Source organism: Ectopseudomonas oleovorans (assembly GCF_003052605.1).
Classification (GTDB): domain Bacteria; phylum Pseudomonadota; class Gammaproteobacteria; order Pseudomonadales; family Pseudomonadaceae; genus Aquipseudomonas; species Aquipseudomonas oleovorans_A.
The window spans coordinates 52,896-71,809 of the sequence record NZ_QASO01000070.1; the positions used below are offsets into that span (position 1 = coordinate 52,896).

General features: G+C 63.1%; 14 protein-coding genes. 7 read left to right on the forward strand and 7 right to left on the reverse strand.

Annotation, left to right across the window (positions count from 1 at the left end):
• The first annotated feature begins 105 nt into the window (after positions 1-105).
• Positions 106-903 carry an acyl-CoA thioesterase gene (locus tag DBO86_RS12255; RefSeq protein ID WP_108233797.1) on the forward strand — a complete coding sequence of 266 codons (798 nt, stop codon included), beginning with the start codon at positions 106-108 and terminating at the stop codon, positions 901-903.
• 1 nt (position 904) lies between these two features.
• Here DBO86_RS12255 and DBO86_RS12260 read toward each other — a convergent pair whose 3' ends face one another.
• From DBO86_RS12260 to DBO86_RS12270, 3 genes are all read right to left on the reverse strand, one after another.
• A complete protein-coding gene (locus tag DBO86_RS12260) occupies positions 905-1,267 on the reverse strand; it encodes an Mpo1-like protein (RefSeq protein WP_108233790.1) in 363 nt (120 codons plus the stop codon).
• A 102-nt stretch (positions 1,268-1,369) separates the two neighbouring features.
• Entirely contained in the window at positions 1,370-2,833 is a 1,464-nt protein-coding gene (locus DBO86_RS12265; RefSeq protein WP_108233791.1) for a methyl-accepting chemotaxis protein, read from the reverse strand.
• An 84-nt stretch (positions 2,834-2,917) separates the two neighbouring features.
• Positions 2,918-3,745: a TatD family hydrolase gene (locus DBO86_RS12270; RefSeq protein ID WP_075747371.1), complete on the reverse strand. Its 828-nt coding sequence runs from the start codon at positions 3,743-3,745 to the stop codon at positions 2,918-2,920.
• Positions 3,746-4,018: 273 nt separating this feature from the next.
• Here DBO86_RS12270 and DBO86_RS12275 point away from each other — a divergent pair, with 273 nt between their 5' ends.
• Positions 4,019-5,410 (forward strand): MltF family protein, encoded by a 1,392-nt coding sequence (locus DBO86_RS12275; RefSeq protein ID WP_092375184.1) that lies wholly within the window; start codon positions 4,019-4,021, stop codon positions 5,408-5,410.
• A 249-nt stretch (positions 5,411-5,659) separates the two neighbouring features.
• On the opposite strand, the gene DBO86_RS12280 is transcribed toward DBO86_RS12275, so the two are convergent.
• Positions 5,660-6,595 carry a LysR family transcriptional regulator gene (locus tag DBO86_RS12280; RefSeq protein ID WP_003460507.1) on the reverse strand — a complete coding sequence of 312 codons (936 nt, stop codon included), beginning with the start codon at positions 6,593-6,595 and terminating at the stop codon, positions 5,660-5,662.
• A 150-nt stretch (positions 6,596-6,745) separates the two neighbouring features.
• Here DBO86_RS12280 and DBO86_RS12285 point away from each other — a divergent pair, with 150 nt between their 5' ends.
• Positions 6,746-7,975: an acyl-CoA dehydrogenase gene (locus DBO86_RS12285; protein ID WP_003460500.1), complete on the forward strand. Its 1,230-nt coding sequence runs from the start codon at positions 6,746-6,748 to the stop codon at positions 7,973-7,975.
• Positions 7,976-8,068: 93 nt separating this feature from the next.
• On the opposite strand, the gene DBO86_RS12290 is transcribed toward DBO86_RS12285, so the two are convergent.
• The 3 genes from DBO86_RS12290 to xthA form a co-directional block, all read right to left on the reverse strand.
• Positions 8,069-9,061 carry a TerC family protein gene (locus tag DBO86_RS12290; RefSeq protein WP_108233792.1) on the reverse strand — a complete coding sequence of 331 codons (993 nt, stop codon included), beginning with the start codon at positions 9,059-9,061 and terminating at the stop codon, positions 8,069-8,071.
• A gap of 162 nt (positions 9,062-9,223) precedes the next feature.
• Positions 9,224-10,603, reverse strand: coding sequence for a substrate-binding domain-containing protein (locus DBO86_RS12295; RefSeq protein WP_108233793.1), 1,380 nt, complete (start codon positions 10,601-10,603; stop codon positions 9,224-9,226).
• Positions 10,604-10,699: 96 nt separating this feature from the next.
• Positions 10,700-11,512: an exodeoxyribonuclease III gene (gene xthA, locus DBO86_RS12300; RefSeq protein WP_075747379.1), complete on the reverse strand. Its 813-nt coding sequence runs from the start codon at positions 11,510-11,512 to the stop codon at positions 10,700-10,702.
• 271 nt (positions 11,513-11,783) lie between these two features.
• Between xthA and DBO86_RS12305 the strand changes: the two genes are divergently transcribed.
• The 4 genes from DBO86_RS12305 (at position 11,784) to tpx (ending at position 18,725) form a co-directional block, all read left to right on the forward strand.
• Positions 11,784-12,428: a GNAT family N-acetyltransferase gene (locus DBO86_RS12305; protein WP_075747381.1), complete on the forward strand. Its 645-nt coding sequence runs from the start codon at positions 11,784-11,786 to the stop codon at positions 12,426-12,428.
• A gap of 210 nt (positions 12,429-12,638) precedes the next feature.
• Complete coding sequence (locus DBO86_RS12315; RefSeq protein ID WP_104730241.1) at positions 12,639-14,366, forward strand: autotransporter assembly complex protein TamA; 1,728 nt, start codon at positions 12,639-12,641, stop codon at positions 14,364-14,366.
• On the forward strand, positions 14,363-18,046 hold the full coding sequence (locus DBO86_RS12320) for a translocation/assembly module TamB domain-containing protein (RefSeq protein ID WP_108233794.1): 3,684 nt from the start codon (positions 14,363-14,365) through the stop codon (positions 18,044-18,046). Before DBO86_RS12315 ends, DBO86_RS12320 begins: the two co-directional genes overlap by 4 nt.
• A 178-nt stretch (positions 18,047-18,224) precedes the next feature.
• Positions 18,225-18,725: a thiol peroxidase gene (tpx, locus tag DBO86_RS12325; RefSeq protein ID WP_104730243.1), complete on the forward strand. Its 501-nt coding sequence runs from the start codon at positions 18,225-18,227 to the stop codon at positions 18,723-18,725.
• Positions 18,726-18,914: the final 189 nt, after the last annotated feature.

Genomic DNA, 18,914 nt, shown 5'->3' on the forward strand with positions numbered 1-18,914 from the left:
GCGACATTTTCGCCGCAAATATGACCGAATAAGCATCCTCGCGGGCTATCGTTCAGTTGCCACCATCCCCTAAGATCGTCGCCATCAATGAATGCCGAGGTGCGTATGATCTTTTCCGAAATGCTCGAAGCGGTGCGCCGCGATGCCGATGCCGTGGTGATCCCGGCCGAATGGGGGCAGGGGCGCGCCAGTTTCGGCGGTCTGGTGGCGGCTCTGGCGTTCGAGGCGATGCGCGCCAAGGTGCCGCAGGACCGGCCGGTGCGCTCGTTGGCCATCACCTTCGTCGGGCCGGTGGCGCCGGATGTTCCTGTAAGTTTCCAGGCCGAGGTGCTGCGCGAGGGCAAGGCGGTCAGCCAGATGTCCCTGCGTGCAGTTCAGGATGGCCAGGTGGTGACCGTGGTTCAGGGCAGTTTTGGTGCATCGCGTTCCTCGGCGATTGCCGTGGAGGCGCTTGCCGCACCGCAGATTACGCCGGTCGAGCAGTGCCAGGAGTTGCCCTACGTGCGCAATGTCACGCCGGAGTTCACCCGCTTTCTGGCCATGCGTTGGGGGATTGGCGGCATGCCTTTCAGCAACACGCCGTCGCGGCAGATGGGCGGCTGGGTGCGCTTGCGCGGTGAGCTCGAGCCACAGGCCCTCAGCGAGGCGCATGTGCTGGCACTGGTCGATGCCTGGCCGCCAGCGGTATTGCCGTATCTGAAAAGCCCTGCGCCGGGCAGCTCGCTGACCTGGACCATCGAGTTCGTCCAGCCGCTACACACCCTCAACAGTGAAGACTGGTGCCTGTATCGCGCGGACATCGAACATGCCCGCGATGGTTACGGGCATGTGGCGGCGGCGATGTGGACACCTGCAGGCGAGCTGATCGCCTTGAGCCGGCAGACCGTGACCGTCTTTGCCTGATTCAATGGCGCCGACGTTGGCGCCAGGCGCGCCACCACGCGCCGCTGAAAAGAAAGCGCGGGAACGTCACGCACTGCTCCAGCAGTAGGCGCTTCACCGCATCGCCCTTGCTGGCGAAGGGCTCAACGGGTTGTTGTTCCAGTCTGTGGCCGTGAGCTTGCAGCGCCAGGGCGGCGATCAGGCCGATGCTGCCCAGCGCCAATGGCACGAACCGCAGATTCCACAGGCCGATCAGCAGCAGTATCAGCGACAGTAGAAAGAGCGGCACGGCGATCAGGTGCAGCAGCAGATTGGTGGGATGCCGATGCTGGCTGGCGTAATGGCGCCATTGCCAGGCCAGCAGGTTGGGGTGACGTTTGCTCATGGCACGCTCCTCGACTCGATGAAGCGAGTCTAGGAGCGCCGCCCATGCAGAGCGAATTGCTCCTGGCTATGGCGCAGATAGGCTTATGTCTAAACGGCGCCGTTATAGGCGCAACTGGCGTATGGCCTTGTTCAGCTCGCCTGCCAGCTGGGCGAGTTGCTGACTGGTGGCGGCCGACTCGAGGGTTTGCCCGACGGTCTGTTCGGTGACGTCACGGATGCCCACCACCGAGCGGCTCATTTCTTCGGCCACCTGGCTCTGCTGTGTGGCGGCCACGGCGATCTGTGTATTGCTGTCGCGCATCAGCGCCACGGCGGCGGTGATCGCCGCCAGCGACTCGCCGGCTTCTTGCGCCAGTTGTACGCAATGGTTGGCGTTCTCCGAGCTTTCGCGCATGAACTCCACGGCGTCGCGGGTGCCGCCCTGCAGGTTGCCGATCATCTGGGTGATTTCGTCGGTGGACTCCTGCACGCGCTTGGCCAGGTTGCGCACCTCGTCGGCGACCACGGCGAAGCCGCGGCCCATTTCACCGGCGCGGGCGGCCTCGATGGCGGCATTGAGGGCGAGCAGGTTGGTCTGTTCGGCGATGCCGTGAATCACTCCGACCACGCGGCTGATGTGCTGGCTGTCTTCGGCCAGGCGCTCGATGCTGGCGGCGCTCTGGCGCACACCTTGCGACAGGGCTGCGATGGATTGCTCGACCCGTTCGACCACCTGCTGGCCTGCGCGCGCTAGCTGATCGGCATTGAGCGACTGATCGCGGGTGGTGCCAGCGTGATCGGCGATATGCTGCACGGTCGCCGACATCTCGTTGATCGCGGTGGCAGCCTGATCGGTTTCACTTTGCTGGCTGAGCATGCCTTGGCGCACCGCCCCCATGCGCTCGGCCATATCGCGGGTGCCACTGTTCAGCTCGCCAGCCACCTGGCCGACGGTGCCGACCACGCGCTGATAGCCGGCTTGCATGGCGTTGAAGGCGGCGGCCATCTGGCCGACCTCGTCACGGCTGCTCAGTGGGACGCGCAGGGACAGGTCGCCGCTGCGCTCGGCTTGCAGTATCACGTCCTTGAGGGTGTTGAGATGGCTGAGCAGAAAGCGGATCAACAGCTGCGAAGCAGCCAGCAGCAACAGCATCAACACGGCGACTGCGACGGCATAGGTCAGCGCGTGCTGGGCGAACAGGTCGAGCAGGCTGGGCGCGCGCGCCATGACCGCCAGGGTGCGTCCATCGCTGAGGGTGACGCGCTGCGCGCCGATCACCGGCGAGTCGCCGAACCGGGCGTCATGCTGCACGGCCTGCCAGCCACTGGCGTCGGGGCCACCTTGAGCACCTGGCAGGCTGCCGTTGCCCACCTGGATGTTGCTCGAACTGGGCAGTGCCGCCTGCTGCGGCCACTGCTGGAGCAGGCGCGCCTGCGCGATTGCAGCCTGCTTGGCATCGGCGCTGCGTGCCTGCTGTTCGGTATGCAGGGCGAACAGCACCAGCATCAGACTGATGACGAAGGCAACGGCATTGACCGCCCAGAATTTGTACTTCAGAGAAAGATCGCTGATCCAGGCGCCCATGCTGTTGTTATCCGTCTCGCTGCGTTCGCTATTGGCCAAGTGCCAGCAGTATGCATCGGTACACAGCCAGGGTCTTGACGCCAATCAATACTCTTGCGTCGAGTCTTCGACTATGGCTGGCATATCGAAGAACGCTCGCGCACAGGCTGTGGTCTGTGCCGCCAGGGTTTCCTCGCTTTGCCCGCGGTGCAACGCCACCTCGCGCAGCACCTCGCCGAGAAAGGCAGGCTCGTTACGCCCGCTCTTGGGCTTTGGCCGCAGGCTGCGCGGTAACAGGAAGGGCGCATCGGTCTCCAGCATCAGGCGCTCGCCGGGGATATCCTTGAGCAGCGGATGCAGGTGCGTACCGCGACGTTCGTCGCAGACCCAGCCGGTGATGCCGATATGCAGGTCGAGATCGAGATAGGCATAGAGTGCAGAGCGTTCGCCAGTAAAGCAGTGCACCACGGCCGCTGGCAGTCGGTCACGATAGTCATGCAGGATTTCCAGCAGGCGCTGGCTGGCTTCGCGTTCATGCAGAAACACCGGTATCTGCAACTCGACGGCCAGGGCCAGTTGTTCCTCCAGTGCTTTTTCCTGCGCCGGGCGTGGCGAGAAGTCGCGATCAAAATCCAGTCCGCATTCGCCTACGGCGCGCACTTGTGGCTCGGCCAGTAACGCCTTGAGCGTGCGGCTGCTGGCGCCATTCCACGAGCTTGCATCGTGCGGGTGAACTCCGGCGGTGCTAAATAGGCGCTGGCCGCTGCTATCCAACTGTCGGCAAAGTGCGAGGCTGGCCTCGCTTTCATTCAGACTGGTGCCGGTCAGCACCAACTGACACACCCCGGCTGCATAGGCGCGTTCGAGCAGCGCCTCGGCCTGCACCGCGAGGCTGGGGTGGGTGAGATTGACGGCAATATCGATGAGTTGCATGGTGCCACCTGTTGAACGCGAGGGGGCAGAATAGCAGATGCTATCCGTTCGTCAGGAAGTCGATTTAAAACAATAAGTTGGTCGCTGTTTTTAAGGTTGATGCAAGGTTGTGGGGTGGCGCGGCAGCGCTCTGCTGTGCCAATCTCCGCGCCCCTGCCGCCCTTGGAGCTTGTTTGGCGGGTATACGGTCAGTAGCCGCCTGTCGCGCATCGGCGTACAGCAGCCACCAACCGGATGAGGCTTCGGCGGTCTACCGCCTTCCCTGGAGAGTCGATGTCGCGATTGCTGCTGATCCTGTGCCTACTGGCTGCGCTGCCGTTGTCGGTCAGTGCGCGCGTGGCCGGCCCGCCGGAGGTCGGCAGTCAGGCCCGCAGTGCGCGCGATCTGCCGACGATTCGCAGCAGTGGTGAGCTACGGGTGCTGGTCAATCAGAGCCGCAACAGCTCGGGCTCGGTCAAGGGCCAGAGCATTGGCGTCGAATATCACCGCCTACGGGCGTTCGAGCAGTACCTCAACCGCAATGCCCGAGATGGTCGCAGCCTCAGACTGAAGATCATCCCCAAAGCCAAGGATCAGTTGCTTGGCGCATTGCAGCGCGGCGAGGGCGATCTGGTTGCGCCCGGCGAACTGCTCAATGTGCGCACCGGGCATGATGTCAGTGCCAGTACGGCGATTCGCCGCGAAGTACCGCTGGTGCTGGTGTCGAAGCAGGGTAACCGGCATTACCGCAGCCTCGAACAGCTGGCCGGGCGTAGTCTTTCATTGCCAGCGGGTAGCGCCGTGGGTGACGCGCTACGGTTGATCAACCAGCAACTGGCTGAGCGCAAACTGCCGCCCATCGTGGTCGAGTGGGTCGACCCCAGCCTGGCCGTCGAAGATGTACTGGAAATGGTCCAGGCCGGCATCTTCGAGCGTACTGCGGTGGAGCTGCCGATCGCCGAACGTTGGGCCAAGGTGATGCCCAAGTTGCGCGTCGACAAGCATCTGGTCCTGGCACGTGATGGCGACATGAAATGGTTCATGCGCCCCGATGCGCCGATGCTACGAGCCAGTATCGACCGTTTCTTCAGCAGCTATCAGAGCCCGGCCGACCAGGATGCGGCGTTCCAGCGTGTCTATCGCCGCTTATACAAGGTGCATTCGCCGCTGGGGCGCACTGAACGACAGCGTCTGGAGAAGGTGCGCCCGGTGCTGCAGCAGCATGCCGAGCAGCAGGGTTTCGATTGGCTGATGCTGGCTGCGCTGGCATTCAAGGAGTCGACGTTGAACCCATCGGCGCGCGGCGCCAGCGGCGCGACCGGGCTGATGCAGATCACCCCGGCGGCAGCGCGTAGCGTCGGGGTGAGCAACATTCAGAACCTCGACGGTAACGTCCAGGCCAGCAGCAAGTACCTGGCGATGATCCGCCGCAACTTCTTCAACAGCCCGCAGCTCAACGAGCGCGAGCGCATGGCCTTCGTCCTGGCTGGCTACAACCTGGGGCCGCAGCGGGTGCAGAGCCTGCGCGCCGAGGCTCGCAGGCGTGGCCTCAATCCCAATCAGTGGTTCTTCCAGGTCGAACGTGTGGCCATGGAGCAGATGGGCATGGGCGTGGTGAGTTATGTGAATGCGGTGAATAAGTACTACCTTGCTTATGACCGTGAGCGCTATCTGCTCGAACCGTAAAGGCAGCGTCTGACGGCCAAGTAGATATTTATTTATTCGATATTAATTGCCGGTTTTTTGCTGTTTTTTAATCGAGTGCATTGGATATTCTGTGCGCCATCAACTCCACACACGAAGGAAGGGTTGTAATGAACAACCTGATCAAGAACATCACCGCCACCCAGGCCAGCTTCGGCATCACCATCCTGCGTTCAGGTACCAGCAAGAAGGTCCGCACATGCGGGCCTTCTTGCATCAAGCGCTGAACGATCAGGCGGTAGCGGCCTGATCAGCTTTCTTTTCCTGCGCAATGACCTGCTGCGCCAGTTCGATCATCTGCTCGCGCATCCAGCGGTTGGCCGGGTCCTGATCGGTACTCTCATGCCAGTACAGGTGCGTTTCCAGCGCCGGCACATCACCGACCGGTAAGGTCACATGATGCAGGTTGTGGCGGCGGGCGAAACGCTCCGGCACGGTCATCACCATGTCGGTCTGCTGTATCACGCTACTGGCCATCAGATAGTGTTGCGAGCGCAGGGCAATCTTGCGCTGGATGCCCATCTTGCCAAGGGCCAGATCCACATAGCCTAAGCCACTGCGGCGGCTGGAGATGTGGATGTGGCTCAGCGACAGGTATTCGTCGAGGCTGATCTTTTCCTTGGCCATTGGGTGGCCAGGGCGCATGGCGCAGACATAGCGATCATCCAGCAGCTTGACGTGACGAACCTGCGGGTCGGTATTGAGTGGCGCGTCGACGGCAAAATCGAGCCGGCCGGCGGCCAGCTCCTTGGTGGTTTCGCGGCGCTTGGCCAGGAAGCTCTCGATGCATACGCTCGGCGCCAGGCGACGCAGGCGCTGGAACAGCGGTGGCAGGAGGATCTGCTCCGACAGGTCGGTCATGCTGATGCGGTAGGTCTTGCCGGCCTGCTGCGGGTTGAAGGTTCGGCTTTCCTGCACGGAAACGCGCAACAACTGCAGGGCGTTGCGTACCGGACCGATGATGTTCTGCGCCATCGGCGTCGGCACCATGCCCTGGGCGGTGCGCACGAACAGCGGGTCGTTGAAGGTTTCGCGCAGACGGGCGAGGGCGTTGGAAACCGCTGGCTGGGTAATGCCGACGATCTGCCCGGCACGGGTCAGGTTGGCCTCGGTGTAGATGGCGTCGAAGACGATGAAGAGGTTCAGATCCACCTTGGTCAGGTTCATGCCGGCAGTGCTCCAGGGGGCGTCGATATCAATCGATCATATATAGGTTATGAATGTTCATACACGCTGAAAATAGGTTAGATAAATCCTAAGCGCTGTTCTAGCATCATTTCCACAACCTCTCACCCTTTATTACAAACAGGTAATTCCATGGATTTCGCCTATTCCCCGAAGGTTCAAGAGCTGCGTGAGCGCGTCAGTGCATTCATGGAGGCGCACATCTACCCGGCTGAAGCGGTGTTCGAGCAGCAGGTGGCCGAAGGTGATCGTTGGCAGCCGACCGCGATCATGGAGGAGCTGAAGAACAAGGCCAAAGCCGAAGGTCTGTGGAATCTGTTTCTGCCCGAGTCGGACTACGGTGCCGGCCTGACCAACACCGAATATGCACCGTTGGCGGAGATCATGGGTCGCTCGCTGATCGGCCCCGAGCCGTTCAACTGCGCCGCGCCGGATACCGGCAACATGGAAGTGCTGGTGCGCTACGGCAACGAGGCGCAAAAGCAGCAATGGCTGGAGCCGCTGCTGTCCGGCGAGATTCGTTCCGCGTTCGCCATGACTGAGCCAGGCGTGGCTTCGAGCGACGCCACCAACATGCAGGCCAATGCTCGTCGCGAGGGCGATGAGTGGGTTATCAACGGCCGCAAGTGGTGGACCTCCGGTGCCTGCGACCCGCGCTGCAAGGTGATGATCTTCATGGGCCTGACCAACCCGGACGCGCCGCGCCACCAGCAGCACTCGATGATCCTGGTGCCGATGGATGCACCAGGCGTCACCGTACTGCGCCCGCTGCCGGTGTTCGGTTATGACGACGCGCCACATGGCCATGCCGAAGTGCTGTTCGAGAACGTGCGAGTGCCCTACGAGAGCGTATTGCTTGGTGAAGGGCGTGGCTTCGAGATCGCCCAGGGGCGCCTCGGCCCGGGCCGTATCCACCACTGCATGCGTTCGATCGGCATGGCCGAGCGCGCCCTGGAACTCATGTGCAAGCGCGCTGTTTCGCGGACCGCCTTTGGCAAGCCGCTGGCGCGCCTGGGTGGCAATATCGATCACATCGCCGATTCGCGCATGGAGATCAACCAGGCGCGTCTGCTGACCCTGAACGCGGCCTACATGATGGATACCGTGGGCAACAAGATCGCCGCCAGCGAAATCGCCCAGATCAAAGTGGTGGCGCCCAACGTGGCGCTCAAGGTGATCGACCGGGCGATCCAGATGCACGGCGGCGCGGGCGTCTCCAACGACTTCCCGCTGGCCTACTGGTACGCCATGCAGCGCACCCTGCGCCTGGCCGATGGCCCGGACGAGGTGCATCGCGCAGCCATCGGCAAGTTCGAGATTGGCAAGTACGTGCCGCGCGACGTGATGAAAGCCAGCCGCTGATCCCGCAAGCCAAAGCAAAGAGGCCCGCATCTGCGGGCCTCTTTGTTTGTCTGTCGTCGACTTTGCTGCTCGGTCGTCCGGCTACGCCGTTTCTCAGTGTTGCGGGGCTTTCTGGTCGCGGGTATTGAGCAGCGACAGGATCACCCCGCCTGCCAGCAGCCCCAGGGTGACGCCAAGCGAGAGCAGGGCGGGAACCTTGATCAGGTCGTGCAGGAAGATCTTGCCGCCGATATACATCAGCACCAGCGCCAGGGCGTACTTCAGGTAGATGAAGCGGTGCATCAGTGCGGCCAGGGCGAAATACAGCGCGCGCAGGCCGAGAATGGCGAAGATGTTCGAGGTGTAGACGATGAACGGGTCCTGCGAGATGGCCAGTACAGCCGGCACGCTGTCCACCGCGAACACCAGGTCGGCCAGTTCGATCAGCACCAGCGCCAGCAGCAGCGGGGTGGCATAGAGCAGCGGCTTGCCACTGACCTGATCCTTCAGACGCACCAGGAACTTGCCTTCGTGCAGCTCATCGGTGACGCGAATGTGCTTGCGCACGAAGCGGATCACCGGATTCTGCGCCAGGTCCGGATGCGACTCTTCGTCACCGCCGCTGCGCAGCATCTTGATGCCGCTGAACAGCAGGAAGGCACCGAAGAGGTAGAGAATCCAGTCGAACTGCTGCACCAGGGCCGTGCCCAGACCGATCATGATCGCGCGCAGCACGATCACCCCGAGAATGCCCCAGAACAGCACGCGGTGCTGGTACTTACGCGGGATGTTGAAGTAGCCGAGGATCATCGCCATGACGAAGACGTTGTCCATCGACAGCGATTGCTCCACCAGGAAGCCGGTGTAGTACTCCATCGCCTTGGTACCGCCGAGCTGCCACCAGATCCAGCCGCCGAAGGCGACGCCGACACTGAAATAGCCGGAATACAGCAGCAGGCTCTCGCGCATCTCGATTTCATGCTGATCGCGATGCAGCACGCCGAGGTCGAGTACCAGAAGGGTGATGATCAGTACCAGAAAGGCCAGCCAGAACCAGCCGGGGGTACCGAAGATGGGGGATGTCAAAAAGGCAAGTAGAGCGTCCATGAGCCCTCCCTTATGTCTGCCTGAGTTGAAAGAAATCGACTCAGTGACTCCGACATCACGGTGAGAAAACTCACCGCCAGAGGGGCCCGGCGTCACGCGCGGCGAAGATTAGCGCCGAGCCCTTACTCTGCCAAGCCCTTTGTAAGGAAATATTTTCAAGCGTCAGTAGACCCAGACTTCGACACGGCGATTACGGATACGGCCATTGTTCTGATCATTGGCGGCCACCGGTAGCTCGCTGCCCATCCCGATGATTTCACGAAACAGTACGCCTTGTTTGGCCAGCTCGCGGCGCACGGCCATGGCGCGCAGTTTCGACAGCAGTTCGGCGCGCTCGGGGTCGCTTTTCGGATCGCCGAAACCAACCAGCACCACCTTGTCCTGCAGCTTGTCGTGTTGCTTGAGATAGTCCAGCACCCGCTGCAAATCACGATGTGCTTTGTTATCCAGCGTTGCGCTGCCTTCCTGGAAGCGGAAGTTCACCGACAGGCGCTGCGCCTGCTTTGCCAGTTGCTGGTACTCCGCTGGCATTTGCGCATCTGCGGCGACCTTGACCGCCTGGACGGTCTGGGCGATGAAACCGCTGTTGTCGACAATGGCCTGGCCGCGTGGGCTGTGGGCGAAGTCGATCAGCGCGCGTACCCAGGGATTGCTCTGCTGCGGGGCGTTGTAGAGAAACAGACGACGTGCCAGGGGGTAGTCTTCGGTGGCGATCAGTGTGGGGCTCGGCGGCATTGGCTGGGAGTCGCCAGACGCGACCGAGACCGCCTTGGCCTGACGGATGTAGGGCAGGCCAATGAAACCGATGCCATTGGGATCGCTGCTCACCGCGTCGGACAGTTGGCTACTGGACTCGAAGCGTTGCGCGCGGGGCGCAAGGGTACGTCCGTCTGGGGCCAGCACCAGCTCCTTGAAGGTGTCATAGGTGCCGGAATTGTCATCGCGTGCATAGGGGCGCACCTGGCCAGGCCTGCCGCCCAGTGTGGCCCAGTCGTCGATTTCGCCGGAAAACAGCTGCGCGATCTGCTCCACGCTGAGTGCTGCGACAGGGTTGGACGGGTGGACGATGATCGCCAAGCCGTCGATGGCGATGACCTGTTCGCTTTGCGGGCTGCGCAGATCACCCAGGGCGGCCAGGCTGGCGGCTTCGCTGTCCTTGATCGGCCGCGACGAGGCGGCCAGATCGGCGCTGCCGTCCTTGAGCGAGGTGAAACCGGTGCCAGAGCCGTGAGCGGCGACTTCGACTATCACCTGGCGGCCGTCGGCCCGTCGTGCGAGCAGGCGCTGCTCGTTTTCCCGGGCACCTTCTTCGCTGTGGATATCGTGCAGGCCCTGAGCTTCGAACAGCCCTTTGACCAGCTCCGGGCCGAGCTTGGCACCAATGGTGTTGGAGCCCTGGATGCGCAGTACCGGTTGGTTGCCCTCGGAGGCTGGTAGTGCGGCGAAGACGGAAAGAGGGAGGGCGTAGCAGATGAAACCGATCAGCAGCAGGGACAGAGTACGACCCCAGAGGTCGCGGTCGGCGGACAGGGCGCGCGGCATGCGGCAAGCACCTTCTAGTGGAGAGAAATACCGCGCAGATTAAGTCAGTCGAGTTGCAGTCATATTACAGGGCGCGTCATCGACACGCGCCCAGTTTCACGCCAGTTCCAGCCAGATCGGCGCATGGTCCGAGGGCTTGTCCATTCCACGCAGGTCGTAATCGATGCCGGCATCCTTGAAGCGCGCCTGCAGCGGCTGGCTGGCGAGGATCACGTCGATGCGCAGGCCGCGCTTGGGCTCGTCTTCAAAGCCGCGACTGCGGTAGTCGAACCAACTGAAACGATCATTCACCTCGGGGTTGAGGTGGCGGAAGCTGTCCACCAGGCCCCAGCTCTTCAGCGTCGCCAGCCATTCGCGCTCCTCCGGCAGGAAGCTGCACTTGCCGGTTTTCAGCCAGCGCAGGCGATTGGGCTCGCCGATGCCGATGTCGCAATCTTCCGGGCTGATGTTGATGTCGCCCATCACTACCAGGGCCTGCTGCGGATCGAAGTGCTCCACCAGCAGTTGATGCAGGTCGGCGTAGAAGCGCTGCTTGGCCGGGAACTTCACCGGGTGGTCACGGCTTTCGCCTTGCGGGAAATAGCCGTTCATGATGGTGACCGGGTTGCCACCCGCATCGGCGAAGGTGCCGTAGATGAAGCGGCGTTGAGAGTCTTCTCCATCGCCGGGAAACCCCTTGTGCAGGCTCAGTGGCTCCTGACGCGAGAGCAGGGCAACGCCATAGTGGCCTTTCTGGCCGTGGTAATGCACGTGGTAGCCGAGCTGACGGATCTCGGCTTCGGGGAACTGCTCATCGGCCACCTTGGTTTCCTGCAGGCCGATCACGTCCGGCTGGTGTTTTTCGATCAGGGCCTCCAATTGATGGGGGCGGGCGCGCAGGCCGTTGATATTGAACGAGACGATTTTCATGGGCGGCGGGTCCTGGGCTAACGGGCATGCCATGAGAGGTATCCCGGATGATGAAAGCCTTCGCGGCATGCCTTCCCTCATCCGTTGGTTCGCGCCACCTTCTCCCGAAAGGGGAAGGGCATGAGGAAGGTGTCGCTGCGCGACTTTCAGATTAAACGGCGATGCTAGCCGATCCTCGGCGCTCGCGGCCAGCGCCTGGCGGGCATCATGAGGTGGTGCTAAGTTGGCTGGGACGCGCCTGACCCACAACGCATAACAACAGAGGTCTGCCATGCCCAACAACGCTCCAGCAGAAGTACGCATGCTTGATGGTGGTTACGCCCGCGAGGTCCGTTCGCTGCTCTACCACGCCTATCGCCACGAGCCGACCTTCGCCTACCTGTTCGAAGCGCAGCGACCGGGTTTTGATCAGCGTGTACGCGCGACGATTCGCGAACTTGTGCAGCAGCACTTCGCCGAGGATCTGCCGGCCATTGGCCTGCTGATCGATGACCGCCTGATCGGCGCAGCACTGATCGCGCCACCGCAGCGCCGCCTGGATATCACCGAAAGTTGGGGGTGGCGTCTGCGCATGCTGCTGAGCACCGGTTTCAGCTGCACCAAGCGCTATCTCGAGTACCACGATGCGGTGCTTGCCAGTCTGCCGCCCGGGCCTTACCACGTGCTGCCGCTACTGGGCATTCACCCCGAGTTTCAGGGGCAGCATCACGGCGAGCAGTTGCTCGAGGCGCTGCACGACTGGTGTGCACAGGACAGCGGCTCGCAAGGTGTGGTGCTGGATACCGGCAATGCGCGCTATCTGGACTTCTACAGGCGCCAGGGCTACGAGGAAATCGGCGAGCTGGCCATCGGCCCGGTGGTGGAGCACGTGTTCTTCCATCCCAATCCACAGCCGGTGGTGCGGGCCAGCGCTTGAGAACCTGTTCACGATCAGCTGCGCGTCGGCGCTGCTGCGTTAAAAACAGGCTCGGAATGCTCATTTACAACTCATAAACTGCGCTTCCTCGCCTGTTTTTGCCTTGCATCGCTCTAGCTCGCAAGATCGTGAGCAGGTTCCAAGCTCCGGCTGTCTGCCCATGTCGCGAAGCCTCTGGCGCGCGCTTCGCGCCGTGGTAGCATCCCCGCCATGAGTGTATATGGACATATCCGGCGCAGCCTCGCGCTGCTGCTGATCAGTACTGGCGCCCTCGCGGCTGGCGAGCTGGACGTGCGAATCACTCCGAGCAATTCGGCGCTGAAGGCCAATATCGAGGGCTACGTCGGTAGCCTCGATGGGCGTGATACGCAGTCGTTGCGCCGTTTGCGCCGCATCGCCGAAAGCGAGGCGGACAAGGCCGCGCAGGCGCTGGGCTATTACCAGGCGCGCATCCGCAGCCATATCGAAGAGGGCGCAACGCCACGCCTGGTGCTGGAAGTCGAGCCCGGCGAACGGGTGCGCCTGCGCAACGTGGACATTCGTATCGAAGGGCCTGCCAGCGAGCTGTCTGCCTTTCGCGTACCCAGTGCCGGCCGTTTGCAGCCAGGCTCGGTGCTCAACCATGGGCGCTATGAGGACGCCAAGCGACTGATTCAGAATCAGGCCTCGCGCTATGGCTTCTTCGACGGCCGATTCTCTCGCCAGAGTTTGCAAATCGACCCGGCTGTCGGGGTGGCCGATATCGAGCTGGTGTTCGTCAGCGGGCCGCGTTACAGCCTGGGCGATATCGCCTTCAGCGGTGACTTCCCGTTCGATGAAGAGCTGCTGCTGCGCATGGTGCCGTTCGAACCGGACACCCCCTACGACTCCGAATTGATCGCCGAGCTGTATCAGGCGCTGCAGTCCAGTGGCTATTTCGAATCGGTGCGCGTCGATGCCATCCCGACCCAGGCCGACCAGTTGCGTATTCCAGTGGCGGTGGCGCTGCAGGTGCGTAAGCCACGCACCATGGGCCTGGGGCTGGGCTTTTCCACCGACGTCGGGCCGCGCCTGCGCGCCAACTGGACGCGCCACTGGCGCAATCCGCAGGGGCACAGCTACGGGGTGGAAACCGAATTGTCCGCCCCGCGGCAGAACGTTGGCCTGTGGTACGACATTCCCGGTGACCCACCACTGACCGACAAACTGCGCCTGGCCGGCGGTTATCAGTATGAGGAGCTGGCCAGCAAGGACAGCTTGAGCCGGCTGCTCACCCTCGGTCCGGAATGGCACAGCCAGCGCTCCGGTGGCTGGCAGCGCGTGCTGTCGGTGAAATGGCAGCGTGAGGAATATCGCCTGGGTGACGACTCCGGGCTGAGCACCCTGTTGATGCCGGGCGTCAGCTATTCGCTGTTGCGCAGCGACAACAGCCTCGACCCGAATCAGGGCTACCGCGTGCAGTTCGACTTGCGTGGCGCTGTCGATGGCGTGCTGTCCGATGCCAACGTGCTGCACGGCAACGTCATGCTCAAGGGCCTGACTACCGTATTCGACAATCACCGTCTGCTCGGGCGGGTGCAGTTCGGCGGTACCGAAACCAATGGTTTCTCTGCAGTGCCGCCGTCGCTGCGCTTCTTCGCCGGTGGCGATCAGAGCGTGCGCGGTTACGACTATCAGAGTCTGTCGCCGGAGAACAACCGAGGCGACAAGATCGGCGGCCGTTACCTGTTCACCACCAGCGCCGAGTACCAGTACAGTCTCACCGACAAGTGGCGCCTGGCGACTTTCATCGACCAGGGCAATTCCTTCAATTCGCTGGACATTCCCACCTTGAAGACTGGTGTCGGCTTCGGCGTGCGCTGGGTATCGCCGGTTGGCCCGCTGCGCCTGGACCTCGCTCATGCGCTGGACGACGACGGTGGCGTACGCCTGCATTTCTCCATGGGGCCTGAGCTATGACCCGGCGCCTGCTGAAATGGTTGGCCGGCGGTCTGCTCGGCCTGGCGTTGCTGCTCGTCGCGGCCCTGTGGGCGCTGCTGGGTACCCAGGGTGGCAGTCGCTGGCTGCTGGCCCAGGTGCCAGGCCTGCAGGTCGACAACTTCGCAGGGCGTCTGGGCGGTGACTGGCAGGTCGATGCGCTGATCTGGCAGCAAGACGATATGCGCGTGGAGCTGCAGCAGCTGGACATGGCCTGGTCACCGTCCTGCCTGTTGCGCCTGACGCTATGTCTGGATCGCCTGCATCTGCAGCAGGTGGCCGTGACTCTGCCCGAAAGTGGGGAGGCCAGCGATGAGCCGTTGAGCCTGCCGAACCTCAACCTGCCACTGCGCTTGCAATTGGGCGATATTCAGTTGGGTGAGTTGCGTCTGGACGGCCAGGCGCAACTGAGCGATCTCGAACTGATCGCCAGTTGGAACGAGCAGGGCGTGGAGCTGCAGCGCCTGGCCTTGCAACGTGATGACCTGAGCCTGGATCTCAGTGGTCAGCTGACACCACAGGGCAATTGGCCCTTGACCCTGAGTGGTCGCCTGCAGTTGCCGGAGGTCGATGGCAAGGCCTGGCAGGTGGCGCTGCAGGTGGGCGGCGAATTGCAACGCAACCTGACGATCGAGGCCGATAGCAGTGGCTATCTCGATGCTCGTCTGGAAGGACAGGTGCAGGCGCTGGCTGAGCATCTGCCCGCTGAACTGCGCCTGACCAGCCAGGATTTCCAGGCCAGCAGCGGTTTGCCGCAGACGCTGCACCTGCAGGCGCTTACCTTGTCGGCAAAGGGTGACCTGAGCAGCGGCTATCGCATCGATGGCAGCGCCACTCTGCCCGCCGAAGAGGCGCCGATGCCGTTGACATTGCGTGGCAGGGTCGATGCCAAGGGCGCGGATATCGAATTGCTGCGCATCGAGGCCGAGGATCAGCAGCATCTGCAGCTCAGCGGTACGCTCGCCTGGAGCGAAGCGTTTCAGGTCGATGCCAAGCTCGACTGGCTGAATTTTCCCTGGCAGCGCCTGTACCCGCTGGATGAGCCGCCGCCCGTGGCGCTGCAGGAGCTGCACGCCGAAGCCAGCTATAGCGAAGGCAATTACCTGGGTAACTTCGCTGCGCAGCTTAAGGGACCGGCAGGGGACTTCAGCCTGAGCAGTCCGGTCAGTGGCGATCTCGGCCAGGTCAGCCTGCCGCAATTGCAGTTGGTGGCTGGCCAGGGCCGCGCCGAAGGTGTGGTCAAGGTCGGTTTTGCCGACGGCGTCGACTGGCAGGCCATGCTGCAGCTCAGCGCCCTCGACCCGGGGTACTGGCTGGCGGAGATGCCGGGTAATCTGGCAGGGCCGCTGAATACCTCGGGCAGCTTCAATGCCGGTGCGCTGCAGGCCAAGGCCGATATCGACCTCAATGGCCGTCTGCGTGGCCAGCCCGCGCAATTGCAGGTACAGGGCGTAGGTAGCGGCGAGCAGTGGCAGCTCGAACGGTTGCTGGTACGCCTGGGCGACAACCGGGTCAGCGGCCAGGGCGCGCTGGATCAACGCTTGCGCGGTCAGCTGGAGCTGGCCTTGCCGCGCCTGGGTCAGCTCTGGCCCGGCCTGCATGGGCAGATACAGGGGCAGCTTTCCCTGGCCGGTACCCTGCAGGCGCCGCAAGGCCAGCTGGCGCTCAGTGGTGAGCGCCTGGCTTACGGCGACCCCAGCCTGCGTCGTCTGCAGTTGCAGGCAACGCTGGATGCTCGCCAGCAGGCGCTGGTCGATCTGAACCTGCGTGGCATCCGCATCGGCGACACCTACCTCGGGCGTCTGCAGGCCCAGGGGCGTGGCGACCAGCGTCGCCAGGCGCTGGATATCGATCTGCAAGGCCCGCTGCTGCAACTGGCGCTGGCGCTGGACGGCAACTTGAGCGAGCAGGGCGACTGGCGCGGGCGCATCGCCAGTGGCCGGGTGCAGAGTGGCGGGCAGGATTGGCAGCTGCAGCAGGCCGCGAGCCTGGAGCGCCTGGCCAGCGGCCGGCTCAACTTGGGCGCGCATTGCTGGCAGTCCGGCGATGCCAGCCTGTGTGGCGGGCAGCAGCGGCTGATGCCGCAGCCCAGCCTGGACTGGCGCCTGGAAAACTTCCCGCTGGCCAGCCTGCAGCCCTGGTTGCCCGATGATTTGGCCTGGCAGGGGCGGCTGGATGGTCAGCTGAAAGTCGAGCTACCCGACAGCGGCCCCAATGGCCAGATCAGGCTCGATGCTGGCGCTGGCAATCTGCGTATTCGTCAGCCGGATGAAGAGCAGTGGCTGGACTTTCCCTACGACAGCCTGCGCCTGGACAGCACACTGCGCCCGCAACGGGTAGACAGCGAACTGCGTTTCGTCAGTGGCCGCCTGGGTGAGCTGCTGCTGCAGGCGCAGATCGACCCACGCCCGGCGAGCAAGCCGGTCAGCGGCGAGTTTCGATTGAGCGGTTTCGACCTGGCCGTGTTGCGTCCCTTCGTACCCATGGCGGAAACGCTCGAAGGCAAACTGCAGGGCAGCGGCAACATAAGCGGCCAGCTGCTGGCGCCGCAGATCAACGGCCAGCTGCGCCTGGACGGCGGCGAGCTGTCCGGCAGCGAACTGCCGATCAGCCTGGAGAACCTGCAATTGCAGGCGTTGATCGCGGGCGAGCAGGTGCAGCTCTCTGGCGACTGGCGCAGTGGTGAGCAGGGGCGTGGCAATCTGCGTGGCGAACTGACCTGGGCCGAGGGGCTGGGCGGCGATCTGGCATTGCAGGGACAGCGCTTGCCGGTGAAGGTCGAGCCCTATGCCGAGCTGGAAGTCGAGCCCGATCTGCAATTACAACTGCGTGCCCAGCGTCTGGCTGTCAGCGGCAAAGTTGGTGTGCCGCGCGGCCTGATCAGCGTGCGTGAGCTGCCGCCGTCTACCGTGAAAGTCTCCAACGACGCGCGGGTGGTCGGTCGTGAAGTGCCGGAAGCCGAGCAAGGCATGGGCATCGCCATGGATGTCGATGTCGAGGTTGGCCAGGACAAGCTTTCCTTCAGCGGTTTCGGCCTGACTGCCGATCTGCGTGGGCGGGTGCATATTGGCAACGATCTCGATACGCGTGGTGAACTGGATCTGGTCAACGGCCGCTATCGCGCCTATGGCCAGCGCCTGACCATTCGTCGCGCGCGCCTGCTGTTCACCGGGTCCATCGATCAGCCGTTCCTCGATGTGGAAGCGATTCGCCGGGTCGACACGGTCGTCGCCGGTATCCGTCTGTCCGGTAGCGCCGAGCAGCCGAGCACCACGGTCTTCGCCGAGCCGGCCATGAGCCAGGAACAGGCGCTGTCCTATCTGGTGCTGGGCCGGCCGTTGGGGCAAGGCACGGGGGACAACAACATGCTTGGCCAGGCAGCGCTGGCGCTCGGTCTGGCCGGCAGCAGTTCGCTCACCACCAGCCTGGCCACCAGTCTGGGGATTCAGGATTTTCAGCTCGACACCGAGGGCAGTGGCGTGACCACCAGTGTGGTGGCCAGCGGCAATATCACCGAGCGCTTGAGTCTGCGTTACGGCGTGGGTGTGTTCGAGCCGGCCAACACCATTGCTCTGCGTTACGAGCTGAGCCGGCGCCTGTACCTTGAGGCCGCCAGCGGTCTGGCCAGCTCGCTCGACCTGTTCTATCGCCGGGACTTCTGATAGTAGCGCCACCTTTATGCTAAATCCCTACATGGCTGCGGGTGTATCGGCGGCGCTTCTGCGCTAGTCTGGACGCATGGTCGGGCCGTGACCTGCCATTCGATGGAGCATTCGCCACGGCGACCCCCCCCATGTCACACATTTGCCCTTCAACTCCCTGAACGATAAGGAAACTCCCATGGCGCAAGTCACTCTCAAAGGCAACCCGGTGCAGGTCGACGGCCAACTGCCGCAGGTCGGCCAACAGGCACCAGCGTTCAGCCTGGTCGCTGGCGACCTGAGCGACGTCACCCTGGCCAGCCTGGCTGGCAAGCGCAAGGTGCTGAACATCTTCCCCAGCGTCGACACCCCGACCTGCGCTACCTCCGTGCGCAAGTTCAACGCCGAAGCCGGTCAACTGAACAACACCGTGGTGCTGTGCATCTCCGCTGACCTGCCGTTCGCCCAGGCACGCTTCTGTGGTGCTGAAGGTCTGGAAAACGTGGTCAATCTGTCCACCATGCGTGGCGCCGACTTCCTCAAGAACTACGGTGTGGCCATTGCCAGCGGCCCGCTGACCGGCCTGGCCGCGCGCGCCGTGGTAGTACTGGATGAAAACGACAAGGTGCTGCACAGCGAGCTGGTTGGCGAAATCGCTGATGAGCCGAATTACGCAGCTGCCCTGGCCGCGCTGAAGTAACTCGCAGCTGGTTCGATGAAACGGCCTGCTTCGCAGGCCGTTTTTATTTGTGGTGCGCCAGGCATGGCGCGTAGCGCCGTGACTGGCGCTGTTCGGTTCACTGTGGTGGTGAGCCTGGCGACTTGGAGGTGAAAGTCCTCTACACACCCGGCAAGGGGAAGTGTTAGCTGAAGGCAAGGGTGTCGCGGG